Raw genomic sequence first — 15,388 nt, 5'->3', positions numbered from 1 at the left:
TAATGTAATCCTTAATTAGACTGTGAGGTTTGATAAAGCTCGCGTAATCCAGTTAATATCTTTTCCAATTTATCCCAATTCGCTTGTGTCCCCTCTTTATCGTTTGCATCACCTGTTTTATCAAGACGTGTAGCCAATTGCGCAACAAAGCTTAAGTTATTCTGCAACGTCTTTTTCTGTTCATCCGATAAATCCAGGCTTTTAGCAGGAAGTGCATTGACTAAATCGCGAATAGCAAACGCATGCTCATGAATGGAAGCTAATTGGTTTTCTTTTAATGCCTGATTTATCGATGCACTATGTTCCTCTATAGCCTTCCAAATGGCAGGAACAGTGGAAGGGATAGTTATTTTGGGAGGTTCATTTGTATTGGCAAAAAGTTCTAAGGGTATTGTCCAAATAAAAAGGCTCATGATTAAACTAAGCCATACCGATTTACTGTTACGCTGTATTTGCTTCATAGTGTTTCTCCTCGTTGTTTATCCTTTAAAGCACTTCGTTTTTCGCGCCATTGTTCGATGGCATTATAGACTGTCGGTACCACAAACATATTAAGCACCGTTGACGTCAATAACCCGCCTAATAGTACTTGGGCTAAAGGCCGTTCTAATTCTTTTCCGGCAGGTGATCCCCAAAGGAGTGGAAAAAGGCCAAGCGCTGCGGTAGCTGCCGTCATGAGCACTGGCACTAATCTATCGAGCGTACCATCAATAACCACTTGCTCACGAGTTTTTCCTTGCAAACGCAATTGATTATAGTGACTAACTAAAATAATCCCATTTCGTGCGGCAATCCCAAACAAGGTAATAAAACCAATCATTGCCGCCACACTCATCTCACCACTGGCGATATAGAGCGAAATGACCCCACCAATTAACGCTAAAGGTAAATTAAACATGACCAACAGAGCTTCTCTAAAGGTACCAAAGGCTTTGTGCAGCAAAATAAGCATAATAAAGATAACCAAACTACCAAAGGTCAGAATCACTTTGGAAGCCTGTTGCTGGCTTTCAAATTGGCCACCGTATTGAATAAAGTACCCCGCTGGAAGTTTAATTTTTTCTTGCACTTCTTGCTCTACTTCTGCTATTACGCTGCCTAAATCACGTCCCTGGACGTTAAAGCCAATCACCAATAACCGCTGGACATTTTCCCGATTAATGGCAAAAGGTTGTGGTTCGACCTTAATTTCAGCCACCGCACGCAAAGGAATTTGGCCTAAATTTCCCTCTGCCTGACCATGCGCATCAATGAGCATGTTTTCAATCGCTTTAATGCTGTCACGACCGGTCTTATCCATACGAAGGTATAAATCAAACGTACGCTGGCCTTCCAGAACACTCGACACACTCACCCCATTTAAAAGCACCTGGACGTCTTCAGAAATCTGCCCCACATTCACGCCATAACGTGTTGCTTTTTCACGGTCAATTTTTATAATGACTTGTGGCACATTAATTTGCTGCTCTTTGTTGACATCGACCACACCTGGAACGGATTTTAAGACTGCTTCTAAAGAGCGTCCCAACTCATTTAACGTGGATAAATTATCACCAAATAGCTTCACTGCCACCTGCGCACGAACGCCAGAGAGCACTTCATCCATACGATGGGCAATAAATTGACCAACATTAAAAACAGTCCCTGGAATATTGGCTAAATCAGCGCGAATACGTCGTAATAATTCATCAGGAGGCATGGATTTATCTTTATCAAAATCAAGACGCACATCAAATTCACTGACATTGGGGGGCAATGCATCTTCATCAAGCTCACTTCGTCCAGCACGTTGGGAAATAGAGATAACTTGGGGGTAGCGCATTAAGGTTTTTTGCACCTGTTGCCCTAAGCGAATTGATTCTTCTAACGACGTGCCAGGCAAGGTACTCATGGCCACAATGAAATTTCCCTCATGAAACTCCGGTAAAAAAGAAGTACCAAAAAAAGGAAGTAAGGCTAAGGCAAACAAAAAAGCGGCCAGTGCGATGGCAACCACCGTTTTAAGGTGTGCTAAAGACCAGTGTAATGCAATTAAAAAATAACGCTTAAGCCCCACTACAAAACGTGTTTCAGACTCAGCCTCCTGCCCATCCTTTTGCTCTAATCCGTAGTGACGCTCTCGCTGAGACAATGCATGCAAACTCACCTCAGTATCGCGTGTTTTTTCCTGACCTCGAACCAATAAGAGATAACAAAGAGCAGGTACCATGGTAATGGACACTATGAGTGAGCCCAAGACAGAAGCAATATATGCAATGGCTAAAGGACTAAAAATGCGCTCAGCAATTCCTGACAGAAAGAAAATGGGCAGAAAGACGAGACTAATAATAATGGTGGCATATACGACTGAGCTTCGTATCTCAAGAACGGCGTCAAAGACGACTTCGATGGCGGGTAGTGGATGGGCATCTGTGCGGTTTACTCTTAATCGGTGCACCACATTTTCTACGGTGATGATGCCATCATCCACCACCTCCCCAATGGCAATGGCCATCCCACCTAGCGTCATCGAGTTAATACCAATGCCAAAATAGTGCAATACTAATAAACCAATAACAAAGGATACAGGCATGGAAAGAAACGTAATGAATGAAGCTCTCCAATTCATTAAAAACACAAATAATATGGCAATAACAATAATGGCGCCCTCCAAAAGGGCGCGGGTTAAATTATGAATTGCAGATTCAATAAAATTGGCTTGACGAAAGACCTCGGTATTTAACTCAACCCCTGCGGGAAGTGTTTTTTTAATGTGTTCTAATGCCTCCTCCACTTTGGCGGTCGTTGTCACCGTATCGGCACCAAATGCTTTAGAAATAGTGCCAATCACCGCAGGCTTCCCATTATACGCACCATCTCCGCGCTTAATTTCCCCACCAAAGGCGACTATTGCCACGTTATTGATAGTGATGGGAACCCCTTTTCGTACGGTAATGGCGGTTTTTTTAATATCCTCCAAGGATTGGATTCGTCCCATCGTCCCTACAACAAGCTCGCTACCTGCTTGGTGAACAAAGGCACCAGGCACATTTTGGTTGGCTGTTGTTAACGCTTGCCGTACCTCTTCAATGGTAATAGCATACGCAAGCATCCGTTCAGGAATTAAACGCACCTGGTATTGTTTCACCTCTCCGCCAATGGACACAACAGATGCGACCCCGCCTAACGCCAAAATCCTGGGTCTAATTGTCCAATCCGCAATCGTACGTAATGTTTCAGGACTTTGTGTATCACTGATTAAGGCATATTTTACAAGCCAGCCAACAGCTGAGGTAACGGGGAGCATCACCGGTGGATTTACGCCTGGGGGAAGTCTGTTGCTCACTTGTTGAATACGCTCATTAACGAGTTGCCGATTTCGATAAATATCAGTTTTATCATCAAAAACCACCGTAATCGTTGATAAACCAACGGAGGTTTTAGAACGTACACTAGCAACCCCTGGCGTGCCATTAATGGCACTTTCCAATGGATAGGTAATCAGCGTTTCAATATCTTGGGTTGCCATGCCAGGCGCTTCGGTTTGTACAACAACTTGCGGTGGAGCAAACTCCGGAAATACATCCACCGGCATTTGTTTTAAGGTGTAACCACCTAAAAGACAAAGAACAAGCGTTAAGGCTAAAATCAAAAGACGATTATGGATTGACCAAGCAATTAATCGAGTAAACATTAGTGGGACTCCTTCTCACCCTTTTTCTGGGTGCCGCCACCGCTTAAGGATAAAGTATACAATTGGCGATTTCCTTGAGTCACCACCTCATCACCCGGTACCAAACCCTCTTTAATTTCGGTGTACTTCTCATCACGAGCGCCAATACTGATTACCGTTCGGTCATAAGCTTTGCCATTCTTTACAAAAACAAAAGTAGCATTGTCGATTTCAAGTACGGCGTTATTAGGTATAGTGAGTGCCGCTTGGGTAAACCGTAATACCACATTGGCACGCACAAACATACCAGGCTTTAGTAGTCCTTCTTTATTATCCAGCCCGATTTGTACGTTCACACTGCGCGTTAAGGGATCTAAATTGGGTTCGATAAGTGTTATTTTTCCTGGAAAAACCCGTTTTGGATAGCTTAAAACATGTACATTGACGTCTTGGCTTACTTTAATTTTACCTAAATCTTCTTCATACACTTGGGCAATGGCCAACAATTGCGCGCGGTTACTGATGTGAAACAAAACGGTATTAGGTTCTACTGCTTGTCCTAAATTGACATTGCGTGCATCAATAACACCTGATATGGGCGCTTTGACCGCCACACTGGGTGGAGGATCGCCAATTAAACGAGATTGCACCGTGGCCAAGACTTGTCCTTTGGTCACTGTATCGCCTAAATTGGCAACCAGTTCAGTCACAGCACCACTAATGCGTACACTGACATCGGCTTGTGCGTTGGGTAACAATTGGATTTGACCATTTAATGTCAAATACTCACCCATAGGACGAGGAGTTGCTTGAGACACCTCAATGTCCAACATCTTTGTTTGTTCAGGCGTCAGTGTAACAGTCTGTGCAGGACCCGATTCATTTACTTCAATTTCCTCTCCATGCGCCATCAGGCATGAGGGATGAAAGAGAGCGCCCAGCAAAAAAAGAAACCCTACCCTTTGACAGATACGATGAGATGCATGAATCATTTGGTCACTTCCTTGGTTGGGGATAAATAAGAACAGAATCCACTTGAATGCGGTGCTCCAATAGCGGTACATAAGGCGACATAGGATTGAAAATACTGCCCCACGGTCGTTAAGTAGGCCATTTGTACCTCGTTTTGTTGCCGTTGGACTTGCAAGACGTTAAGAAAAGAGACTTGCCCATTTTGGTAGGCTTCACGGGCAAGTGTCACATTCTCAAGTCCTAAACGAAGAGAGGTTCCTTGCGTTTGTACCACACTTGTTTTAAGTGCATTAAGTTGACCGTAATTGCTGGCGACTTCTGTTTCAATAGTAAGATTTAAGGCATCAATGGACATCATTGCCTGGGTGCCTGTTGCACTTGTTTCTAAAACTCTTCCCTGGTTACGATTCCATAGCGGCAGTGGAATCGATAACGAAATACCTAAGGTGCGGTCTGCTTGTTGGGGAGGCGCTCCTTCCACCACAATTTTATCTTGCGCTACCCCAACACCTACATTCCAATCGGCAAAACGTTCAGCTTGTGCCAGGCGTCTATCAGCCATTGCACGTTGGCCTGTGAGAAATAAACTGCGTCTGTCAGGACGGTGATTCAAGGCGTACTGAGTAAGCACTTCTAAAGAAGGGCTATTTTTTGCTATCTTAATGGTTTTTTGAATTGACAACGGTGTATTAGGGGCTTGTCCTATCAGTTGATTTAAGAGTGCGTATTGGCTAATCAACTGACTTTTTAAAAGTTGTTTTTCTTGTTTAATGCGTGCGTATTCGATGCGAGCAGAGTTATCATCCAATTTAGAAATCTCAGCTGCATGATAACGGTTATGAATGACACGCACCAATTCCTGATTAATGCTTTGTAGATAATTAAGTTGTTGCATGCGATTTTCGGCAACTACCACTGCATAATAGGCATTCGCGACTTTTGCATTGAGTAGGCGTGTTGCCTCAAAAACCTCAGCTTGTGCGCGAACAATATCGATACGCGCGATGGTTTTTTGCTTCGCTATACGGCCGGAGATGGGAAAAGCTTGGTTAAAACTGATGCTGCGAGTATATTCGCCCTCGTTATTAAATACCCTATCATCATTATTATTTAAATTTAAAGTCGGATTAGACCATAAACCTGCTTGAATCAGACGAGCCTCGGCAATTGCAATGGCGAAACGCGCTGCTTTTAAATCTTTGTTGTGTTGAATAGCCAACTGGGTGAGCTCTTTAAGACCTAAAGGAGGCTTGGCATACACTAGGACTGGCATTAGCACCATAATGCTCACCACCCAATACTTAAAGCCCCAGCTTTGATTCATCATGATGTATACTCTGTCCCTAAAATACATTGTTTTTTTTATAGAGTTATTCTTGTTCTATCATGCCAGTTTATGGCGCAAACGCAACGCATTGACAATCACTGACACGGAACTTAGCGCCATAGCAGCGCCAGCTATCATCGGGTTAAGCAATAACCCTGTTAGTGGATAAAGAACACCTGCCGCGACAGGCACACCCAGTGCATTATAAATAAAGGCAAAAAAGAGATTTTGATGGATGTTTTTTACCGTATGCACGGAGAGCTCATAGGCTTCCAAAAGCTTATTTAAATCGCCCGATAATAACGTCATACCAGCACTTTCAATCGCTACATCACTACCCGTTCCCATCGCAATACCAATATCTGCTGTTGCCAAAGCAATCGCATCATTAACGCCATCACCAACCATTGCGACCACATGTCCTTTTCGTTGTAGTTCGCGAATCACATTGCTTTTTTCATCCGGCAATACTTCAGCAATGACGTTATGAACGCCTACGTGTTGAGCCACCGCTTTAGCTGTCATGGCATTATCACCGGTGAGCATGATGACCTGAATGCCCTTTTTTAATAAGGAGGCGACCGCATGTTGGCTCGACTCTTTAATAGGGTCGGCTACTGTAAAGACACCGGCTAATTGTTTATTGACCGTCATATAAATCACAGTAGCTCCCTCTTTTTGTGCTGTTAATGCCGCATCAGGAATCTCATCATCAGGAACAGACAACCAATGGGCATTGCCAATGGCAATAATCGCATCATTGATTTTGGCTTGAGCGCCTTTACCTCTGACTGCAATAAAATCTGTAGCCTCTTCCAGAGTAATTTGGCGTTTTAGCGCTTCATCACGTAAGGCTTTAGCCAGTGGATGTTCGCTATGACGCTCAAGGGATGCCGCAAGACGCAACAGTTCATTTTCTTGCCAATTCTTACTTGGGATAATTTGGGTTAACGCTGGATGGCCTTGAGTCAATGTTCCTGTTTTATCCACAACAAGTGTGTCGACTTTTCGTAATTGCTCTAAAGAAGCTGCGTTTTTAATTAAGATACCACGTCGTGCGCCTTCACCAATCCCCACCATGATCGACATAGGTGTTGCAAGCCCCAAAGCACAAGGGCAGGCAATAATCAGTACGGAAATAGCAGCAATTAGTCCATAACTTAAAGAAGGCTCAGGCCCTATTAAAAACCAGACGAGAAACGAAAGCCCTGCAATCCCTAAAACCAATGGCACAAACCAGGCTGAAACAGCATCGGCCAACCGTTGAATAGGAGCTTGACTGCGTTGCGCTTCGCTGACTTGGATAATAATACGAGCAAGTAACGTATCTTTGCCCACCTGGGCGGCTTTTATAATGAAGCTTCCTTGTTGATTGAGTGTCCCGCCAATGACGTGATTACCTATTTCTTTTGCCACAGGCATAGGCTCACCGGTTAGCATGGACTCATCGACATCACTTTGACCCTGAATCAACTCCCCATCAACCGGGATTTTTTCACCCGGACGCACTAGCAATCTGTCCCCTACGCGCACCTCATCAAGCGTAATATCCTCATCTTTGTCATGATCATTTAATCGGTGAGCGACTGTAGGATTTAAATGAAGCAATGCGCGAATAGCATCTCCTGTGCGCTCTCGCGCCTTCAACTCCAATACTTGACCTAAAAGCACCAGAGTCGTAATGACTGCTGCCGCTTCGAAATATACAGGAATCATCCCATTTTCTTGCAAATGAAGGGGAAACCATTGGGGGAAAATAACTACTACTAAACTATACCCCCAGGCAACTCCCGTACCTAAGGCAATTAGAGTAAACATATTCAATCGTTGTGATCGAAGCGATTGCCAACCTCTAACGAAGAATGGCCAGCCACAACCCCAAACCACCACTGTGGCAAGCATTGCTTGAAGCCATAAGGATAAAGGCACTGGAATCGATGCGCTCAACCAGCGTTCACCCATCGCTAAAATCACAATGGGAATACTGGCGACAAATGCCACAATGAAACGCCAAAACATATCCTGATATTCAGGATTTTTTTGCTCTGTTAAACTCACTAATTCAGGCTCAAGGGCCATTCCGCAAATGGGACAAGTACCTGGTTTTTCTTGACGGATTTGCGGATGCATTGGGCAGGTATACATTGTATTTCCTGTCTCTTTATCAACAATAGGCATAGGAGGGTTTTTATGTTGATGAGCACAACAACTGTGCTCCTCTTTGGTGTGCTCGGTTTTGTGGTTATGTGTACTCATCATTCACCTCAATCGTATTTTTTAAGCAAGCCCATTATCTCATCCATTTTTTCCTGACGCGATTCCTGACTGCCATGGCAAGCAACCTCATTAAGACAATTTAAAACATGGCGCTCAAGCACGCCAAGTTCAATAGTTTTTACCGCATTACGAACAGCACGCAATTGCGACAAAATATCCACACAATAACGCTGCTCTTCAATCATCCGCTTAATACCTTCAAGTTGGCCTGTCACTCGATTTAGTCGGGATAATTCCTGATGATGCTCTGGATGTTTGGGCATAATTTTTTCTCCTATATACCCCTATAGGTATATACCTGGATGGGGTATATGTCAAGGATACAAAATGCTACTAAAAAGCTAATAAAAATATACTTGCCCATGGTTTTCTATTGGCCAGACTATTTAACAAAACTTCCTCAGCGAATCTTCACCATCTTATTTTTCACGTGCACTAAACAGGGTTATCCTTAGAATTTTGTAAGTTTTATATTTATTTGGCAGGAAAATTCATATTTTAAATGGCAGATTGACTAAATTAAATGTTTCTACTATTCTAGAAGTATGGACATAAAAAATTCACTAAAAATATTCGATACCCTTTCTCAGGAAACTCGCTTGCAAGTGTTTCTATTGCTTGTTCAAGCGGGACCAGAAGGGTTATCCGCAGGAGCAATTGGCGATGAGTTGGGTATTTTACACAATACCCTATCATTTCACTTAAGCCATTTGTCTAATGCCCAAATTGTCACGTCCTATCGTCAAGGGCGTTATGTATTTTATTCAGCAAATTTTGAGTTAATGCGCGATTTTATCACCTTCATGGTTCAGGATTGTTGCAGCAAACAACAAGTTCAAATTCAACAACCTGGGAAACAAGATTGTCTAGTTATTGAATTAACTGATTACTGTAATTCTAAAAAGGAGTAAGTCATGAAACGTTTTCATATTCATATTGGTGTTGAGAACCTTGCTGATAGCATTCGTTTCTACAATGCCCTATTTGGAGCCAAGCCAATAAAAGTTAATTCCGATTATGCCAAGTGGATGCTGGAAGACCCGTGTATTAATTTTGCTATTTCAACCCGTGCTGGAAAACATGGTGTGGAACACTTAGGCATTCAAGTGGATGATGCCGCCGAATTAGACGCACTGAGAAACCAATTTTCTCAAGCTAATATTTCAACCCATAGTGACGGTGAAACAACGTGTTGTTATGCGAAATCAGAAAAATCATGGGTGAGTGACCCTACTGGAATCGCATGGGAAGCCTATCATACTATGGAGGATGCTCAATTTTTTTCTGGAGATAATACAACAGAAAGTTCGTGCTCAATGCCTACCAAAAAGACATCAACCTCTTGCTATGATACACCGTTAAAAACAAAGGGATGTTGTGATTAATGAATACGGAGCCAGTTAAATTATTATTTCTTTGTACAGGTAACTCTTGTCGGTCCATTATGGCCGAGGCAATAACTAATTATTACTCGAATGATCGCTATCTGGCTTTTAGCGCAGGTAGCGCCCCGACCGGAAGCGTACATCCGAAAGCGATAGAAACTCTTGCTCGCCATGGTATCAAACCAAATACACCTCGCAGTAAATCCTGGAATGAATTTAAATCAGAATCTATTGATTTAGTCATTACTGTCTGTGACCAGGCGGCTAGTGAAAGCTGTCCCATTTTCCCTGGTCAACCAAAGAAACTCCATTGGAGTATTCCTGATCCTGCCAAAGTAGAAGGCTCTGAAATGAGAATTAATACATCATTTGAAGCTGTATTTAATCAACTGAAACAACGAATAGAAAAGGAGTTGCTGTCATGACCACTTGCAGTAATCATCGTCTTTCTTTTTTAGATAGATATCTAACATTATGGATTTTCATGACAATGGCTGTAGGCGTTGTTATCGGCTCTATCTTTACAGGCACGCCAAAATTTTTAAATTCCTTATCTATTGGTTCCACCAATATTCCTATAGCGATTGGCCTAATCTTAATGATGTACCCTCCTTTGGCCAGGGTTAAATATGAAGAATTACCATTGGTGTTCAAAGATTGGCATATTCTTCTATTATCATTGATTCAAAATTGGCTTGTTGGACCATTTCTCATGTTTGGCCTTGCTGTTTTGTTCTTACATGGTTATCCCGAATACATGACCGGACTCATTCTCATTGGCTTGGCACGGTGTATTGCCATGGTGATTGTCTGGAATCAACTAGCCGAAGGAGATAATCAGTATGCTGCGGCATTAGTGGCATTTAACAGTATTTTTCAACTGTTGTTTTTTAGTGTCTATGCCTGGTTTTTTCTAACAGTTTTACCACCCCTGGTTGGCATGACAGGGCAAATAGTTCACATTCATTTTATGACAATTGCAGAAAGTGTTTTTATTTATCTTGGTATTCCTTTTTTTGCTGGATTTCTGACTCGCTTTGTATTGATAAAGCGAAAAGGTCTAGCTTGGTATGAAACCAATTTTTTACCAAAAATTTCTCCTATTACCTTTGTTGCTCTGCTTTTTACGATTTTGGCGATGTTTTCTTTGAAAGGCGGGATGGTGTTACAACTTCCATTTGATGTGATTCGTATTGCCATTCCCTTGGCTATTTATTTTGTTGTGATGTTTTTTGTCAGTTTTGCAATGGGAAAAATCATCGGAGCAAGCTATGAGAAAACAACGGCAACTTCATTTACGGCAGCAAGTAATAATTTTGAATTGGCTATTGCTGTAGCCATTTCTGCTTTTGGACTTAACTCTGCCATCGCATTCACAACAGTTATAGGCCCCCTTGTTGAGGTGCCTGTGCTAATTTCACTCGTGAACGTAGCATTTTGGTTACGACGACACTGGTTTTATAACGCAAATCCTGGGTGCTAATCAGCATATTGGTTAAGCGGTACTGGTGCTGATTAAACTTGTTGGTTTTCGACATCATCAGGCAGTAAGTACTATAGAAGAAACCATCACCTATATTGAGGGCTGGTTGCAAAGGAATACTCCATGAATAAAAAATTGTTTCATGCGCTTGAGCGCGAGTGTTTAATTTATTTATCCAGAAAAGAGGTGACGCAAGAACTGCTTCGCCCGCTAATTAATGAATTTCTTTCCACACAACCAGAGCATCTACTGTTAATCCTGGCCAAAGAAGAACAAACGACTGATGCAGTCAGTGATGTAATCGCCCATCAATTCACCGATACCCATGATATTTTAATGCATCGAGTGATACACCACCTTAACGACCTGCTTTATGAAACCATCAAGCCTTATTATTTCCAGAATAAATGCTAATAAAAATCCACTCATCTCCTGATAACAAAAGCCATCAGGAATCAGTTTATGTCTTCCCCTTCTCTTTCTTTAATTGTTCCTGTTTTCTTAAATAAATTTCCTGCCTGTTAATGCTCACCTGTTTAGGCGCATCAATTCCCAATTTGAAATTTCCAGGTTCATGGGTTTTAAAAGGGGTAATCACCACCTTTTGATTGTTCTCCAAAGTAATAATTAACTCAGATTCAAAAGCTACTGTTCTTATTTCCATGTTGGCTTACTCGTTTTAGTTCAAAATAATTGCCAAAAAAGGCATTCATTGATGGGTTTTCCCTATACAGATATTCTAATTTCAAGACACTACCTATTCCAACACCGTCTTCAAAGAAGAATAGCCCCTGTTATACTACAGCAACCATCGGAGTCCCATAGGTGGAGACTGCCAAAAAAGGAGGTTCTTTTTTAATTGCATAAAACCCATTGATGCTAGGCTTAACCTCATTACTTAACTCTTGCACCTCATTGGATTGTTCTGCATCCAGTTGCTCCAGACGAATAATCTGTTGTTCCTGCCTGTCTAACAATTTGCGATACCTTTGATTGCTTTGTTCTAATTGTTTCGTAACCACTGCGAGTTTGCGTTCGGCCTCACATATTCGTTCCGCAACCTGATCAAAACTTTTTTCTTTATTGGTAAGAAACTCATTGAGTCTTAATTGAAAGGAAGTTCTTTGTTCTTCATCTGCAATGACCGTTTTTGATAAGGCCTCCACAGTACTTCTCAGAACAAGGGTAATCGATTGTGCCTGATCAACCTCTTTACCCATTTTTAGTTTAATGTCATCAAGTTCTTTAATTTTATCAGATAACTGATTCTGATTGTCTTTATACGCCAGAACAACCTGCTCTAATTCCTTTTGAGTGTTTTCTAAAGCTTGAGACTGTTCCTCAATAGAGCCTTTAAGCGTTTTGGCAGTCAATTCGAGTTCAATCTGAGTTGCACGCAGTGCCTTTTCGGTATCATTCAACTCACTGATTTGTGACTTTAATGTTTTAATTTGCTCACAAAATTGTTGAACACTCTCGGTTAGACGTTCATTTTCTTTCTGAAATGCATCAATTTCAATGGCCAGTTGTTCGCGCAGGAGATCTAAAGTTGAAATAACCGTATCCAGCAGGTCAACAAGACTTGAAATTCCTGCATTTAATTGTTCGCTATTGTCTGTATTTTGACTCTGATGATTTTCAAGAAGAATACTACTGACTGTATAAACAATTACCGTAACAATACTGAGCGTAATAAGAGCTGCTAGATTTGCCATGAGTCCAATCATCAAAAAAGGTATGGTGAGCACTGCACCTGCGGTAATTTTTTGCCACAAGGGGATTTCATTCCAGAAACTTGCAGCACGAGACAGCCAACTAGGATTGTTATTCATTGATTGAATCAGTTTATTAAGATCTGCTTTAATTTTTTGTATTTTATTTTGAGTCGTTACCATCTTTTCAAAACGTTCTTTATCTTTTTTTGTTTTCTGAGTCAGATTGTCCTGCTCTATATTCTCTGACTGATGAAGATCAGAATCCAACTCAAGTTCCAATTTTTGATACGCCATGATTCTTCCTTACAACGAATGGGTCATCCACTTTTTTAAAATAGAAATAATGTCACATGATTATCAGGTTAAGCTTAAGATAAGCATGGTGACGGGAAACCTCATAATTATTGAGTTAATTACCAGTACCTTTTTTACGTATTGGATTGCGGTGTATCTGCGGTTTTTGAGGCAAAGTATAAAAACCCTGAAAATAAGGTATTAAGGTTGCTCATTGAGGGGGGAAATTGATTTTTAATATTCAGAATGTTACTCATTACCACGTTTCCTTAATTTGGTTTGAAACAACAATCAACCGAGCGCTTTTCCTGGAACGGTTAAATCTTGATCATTCTATCGAATAAATTGTGTTCAGTCATTCTTTTTTTAGTGACTCACTATTCTTGATGATATTGCAGGCTTAAGGTTATCTGAATGGATGTTTTTTAGGATCCCACCAACCACCAATAGGTTCGTTTTCATCAAAATACTCATGCACTTTATTAAAGGAATATTTAGATAATTGTTCATATTCTGATTGGGGTAACAGCATATAGTCTTCTTCATCATCGATAATAGAGTTCAGCATCACTCCGACCAGGTGGCATCCATGCCATTTTGCACGGGTAGTTCGATTTTTTCTTTTGGTGTTTTTATGACACCGTGCGGCAAAGGACTTCACTTCATCGCTCAAGAAGGCATCAAGGTAATGAAAGGTTTTGTAGGCCAGCTGAACATGGTTTGGGTGACCTGCAAACACGGTCGGTTGTCTATTTCCGGGCTTGGGGAGCAATGGAACAGCCAACCGACTTAAGGCTTTTCTGTTGTTCTTAATGGCCTTAACTCACCACGTTTTACCTCATCTGGCATGGCAAAGGAATATCGTCCGAGCATATTAATATGACCATATCCATATGCGGACAGTCTGGCTACATCTTCATCGTATACGGGGAAGCCTTCTTGTCGTAATTGATTAATGGCAGCATCCATGTAAATAGTGTTCCAAAGTGTAATGATATTTAAAACCAGTCCAAGGGCACCTAACTGATCTTCTTGCCCTGCACGATACCGCTGATGAAGTTCTCCTCGCTTACCATGAAAAACAGAACGACCTAAACTGTGTCTGCCTTCGCCCAAATTTAGTTGTACCAAAGTCTGACGACGGAATGACTCATCATGAAGATAATTGAGCATGTGGATAGTTTTGTCAATTCGCCCAATTTCGGCAATTGCTTTGGCTAAACGAGTTGGTTTATCAGCAACTTGAAGAGTGCGCATAATGCCTTCTGCGGGAACTCTCCCGAGTTTTAATGAAGCCAATAAACGTAAAATATCATCCCACTCAGGAGGAACAAGATTTATATTTATACGACTTTTTGCAAGTACATTGAGCTTTCCATAATCAGCCAACGGATCAATCCGCCAGAATCTAGCACCACCCATATCAGCCAATCGCGGACTGAAACGAAGTCCCAACAAACGAAACAGTCCAAATACAATATCACTGTATGCGCCTGCATCTGTCATGATCCGCGTTGGCTGTAATTCCGTCTGTTGCTCAAGAACAACGCCTAACAATATTAGGCTATCACGTAAAGTGCCAGGTACTGTTACAGCATTTAAGCCAGTTCGTTGATTAGAGATTAGATTGTACCAAGTGACACCACGACCTGATTTAAAATATTTTGGATTTGGAGCAGCGTGCACTGTTCTAACCGGTACAACGAAGCGCATGCCATCAGCCGATGCAATATCGCCTCCGCCCCATTTCTTAGCTAATGGAATTTGATTTTGAGCAGAAACTAAAATGGCATTGACCGCCATTATCGTTTCATTTCGAATATAATTTTGATCAACCCATACCAATCTATCTCTTTTTAAAGCAGGTATGTCCTCACGAACAAACGGTTCTCATCCAGTATTGCAAGCGTCTGCTAGCAATTCAGCACATAAACTGATTAATAGATCCTCAGCACGCGCACTTCCTTCATTGATGTGGGTAAATCCATCCGCAAATCCAGTACGTGTGGCTATCTCAAGTACCATCTCGGGTAAATCGACACGTGGTAATTTGGCTTTTACAGCAGCTCTCAATGCTTTTAATGATGGAGGCTCATCAAGTGCATCAAGCTGAGTTAGAATCAGCTCCTCATTACCCTTAACTGTTTCAAATCGAACAGCAGGGTTATTATCAGGGGTTAATTCCATATAGCGCTGGTTTATCAGCATCATCGTCTACACCCCTTATTCAGCAAGGTCTATAGAGCGAGCATTGATAGTTTCATCCTCTAATGGTAATTTTAC

At 41.7% G+C, this 15,388-nt stretch carries 15 protein-coding genes and 1 pseudogene; 5 read left to right on the top strand and 11 right to left on the bottom strand.

Annotated elements, in window-relative coordinates; genetic code table 11:
* Positions 1 to 11 precede the first annotated feature (11 nt).
* From ACD661_RS15860 to ACD661_RS15835, 6 genes are read right to left on the bottom strand one after another with little or no spacing between them, the layout of a single operon-like run.
* Complete coding sequence (locus tag ACD661_RS15860) at positions 12 to 461, bottom strand: transporter (protein ID WP_400188843.1); 450 nt, start codon at positions 459 to 461, stop codon at positions 12 to 14.
* Entirely contained in the window at positions 458 to 3,673 is a 3,216-nt protein-coding gene (locus ACD661_RS15855) for an efflux RND transporter permease subunit (RefSeq protein WP_400188842.1), read from the bottom strand. The genes ACD661_RS15860 and ACD661_RS15855 overlap by 4 nt, the downstream gene beginning before the upstream one ends.
* Positions 3,673 to 4,644: an efflux RND transporter periplasmic adaptor subunit gene (locus ACD661_RS15850; RefSeq protein ID WP_400188841.1), complete on the bottom strand. Its 972-nt coding sequence runs from the start codon at positions 4,642 to 4,644 to the stop codon at positions 3,673 to 3,675. Before ACD661_RS15850 ends, ACD661_RS15855 begins: the two co-directional genes overlap by 1 nt.
* Positions 4,641 to 5,951, bottom strand: coding sequence for a TolC family protein (locus tag ACD661_RS15845; protein WP_400188840.1), 1,311 nt, complete (start codon positions 5,949 to 5,951; stop codon positions 4,641 to 4,643). The genes ACD661_RS15850 and ACD661_RS15845 overlap by 4 nt, the downstream gene beginning before the upstream one ends.
* 57 nt (positions 5,952 to 6,008) lie before the next feature.
* Positions 6,009 to 8,207 carry a copper-transporting P-type ATPase gene (locus tag ACD661_RS15840; protein WP_400188878.1) on the bottom strand — a complete coding sequence of 733 codons (2,199 nt, stop codon included), beginning with the start codon at positions 8,205 to 8,207 and terminating at the stop codon, positions 6,009 to 6,011.
* 8 nt (positions 8,208 to 8,215) lie between these two features.
* The gene (locus ACD661_RS15835) at positions 8,216 to 8,491 is read right to left on the bottom strand and encodes a metal-sensitive transcriptional regulator (protein ID WP_133140681.1); all 276 of its coding nucleotides are present in this window, start codon (positions 8,489 to 8,491) and stop codon (positions 8,216 to 8,218) included.
* A gap of 282 nt (positions 8,492 to 8,773) precedes the next feature.
* Here ACD661_RS15835 and ACD661_RS15830 point away from each other — a divergent pair, with 282 nt between their 5' ends.
* From ACD661_RS15830 to ACD661_RS15810, 5 genes are all read left to right on the top strand, one after another.
* Positions 8,774 to 9,139, top strand: coding sequence for an ArsR/SmtB family transcription factor (locus ACD661_RS15830; protein WP_400188839.1), 366 nt, complete (start codon positions 8,774 to 8,776; stop codon positions 9,137 to 9,139).
* 3 nt (positions 9,140 to 9,142) lie between these two features.
* On the top strand, positions 9,143 to 9,613 hold the full coding sequence (locus ACD661_RS15825) for an ArsI/CadI family heavy metal resistance metalloenzyme (RefSeq protein ID WP_400188838.1): 471 nt from the start codon (positions 9,143 to 9,145) through the stop codon (positions 9,611 to 9,613).
* Positions 9,613 to 10,038 (top strand): arsenate reductase ArsC, encoded by a 426-nt coding sequence (locus ACD661_RS15820; protein WP_400188837.1) that lies wholly within the window; start codon positions 9,613 to 9,615, stop codon positions 10,036 to 10,038. The genes ACD661_RS15825 and ACD661_RS15820 overlap by 1 nt, the downstream gene beginning before the upstream one ends.
* The gene (gene arsB / locus ACD661_RS15815; RefSeq protein WP_400188836.1) at positions 10,035 to 11,096 is read left to right on the top strand and encodes an ACR3 family arsenite efflux transporter; all 1,062 of its coding nucleotides are present in this window, start codon (positions 10,035 to 10,037) and stop codon (positions 11,094 to 11,096) included. Before ACD661_RS15820 ends, arsB begins: the two co-directional genes overlap by 4 nt.
* A gap of 123 nt (positions 11,097 to 11,219) precedes the next feature.
* Positions 11,220 to 11,510, top strand: coding sequence for a histidine kinase (locus ACD661_RS15810; protein ID WP_400188835.1), 291 nt, complete (start codon positions 11,220 to 11,222; stop codon positions 11,508 to 11,510).
* A 46-nt stretch (positions 11,511 to 11,556) separates the two neighbouring features.
* Here the strand turns inward: ACD661_RS15810 and ACD661_RS15805 are convergent, their stop codons facing one another.
* From ACD661_RS15805 to ACD661_RS15785, 5 genes and pseudogenes are all read right to left on the bottom strand, one after another.
* A complete protein-coding gene (locus ACD661_RS15805; protein WP_061401120.1) occupies positions 11,557 to 11,760 on the bottom strand; it encodes a carbon storage regulator in 204 nt (67 codons plus the stop codon).
* Positions 11,761 to 11,890: 130 nt separating this feature from the next.
* The gene (locus ACD661_RS15800) at positions 11,891 to 13,105 is read right to left on the bottom strand and encodes a LegC2/C7 family Dot/Icm T4SS effector (RefSeq protein ID WP_400188834.1); all 1,215 of its coding nucleotides are present in this window, start codon (positions 13,103 to 13,105) and stop codon (positions 11,891 to 11,893) included.
* A gap of 134 nt (positions 13,106 to 13,239) precedes the next feature.
* A complete protein-coding gene (locus ACD661_RS15795) occupies positions 13,240 to 13,362 on the bottom strand; it encodes a hypothetical protein (RefSeq protein WP_400188833.1) in 123 nt (40 codons plus the stop codon).
* 149 nt (positions 13,363 to 13,511) lie between these two features.
* Positions 13,512 to 13,877 carry a DUF7168 domain-containing protein gene (locus ACD661_RS15790; protein WP_472975201.1) on the bottom strand — a complete coding sequence of 122 codons (366 nt, stop codon included), beginning with the start codon at positions 13,875 to 13,877 and terminating at the stop codon, positions 13,512 to 13,514.
* A 17-nt stretch (positions 13,878 to 13,894) separates the two neighbouring features.
* Positions 13,895 to 15,271 (bottom strand): annotated as a pseudogene (locus ACD661_RS15785) (Tn3 family transposase); the annotation flags it as partial.
* Positions 15,272 to 15,388 lie beyond the last annotated feature (117 nt).

Origin of the sequence: Legionella lytica (assembly GCF_044626755.1) — a bacterium.
Classification (GTDB): Bacteria; Pseudomonadota; Gammaproteobacteria; order Legionellales; family Legionellaceae; genus Legionella; species Legionella lytica_A.
The sequence above is the reverse complement of the archived record's forward strand: the minus strand, read 5'-3'. Positions and strand labels throughout refer to the sequence as shown.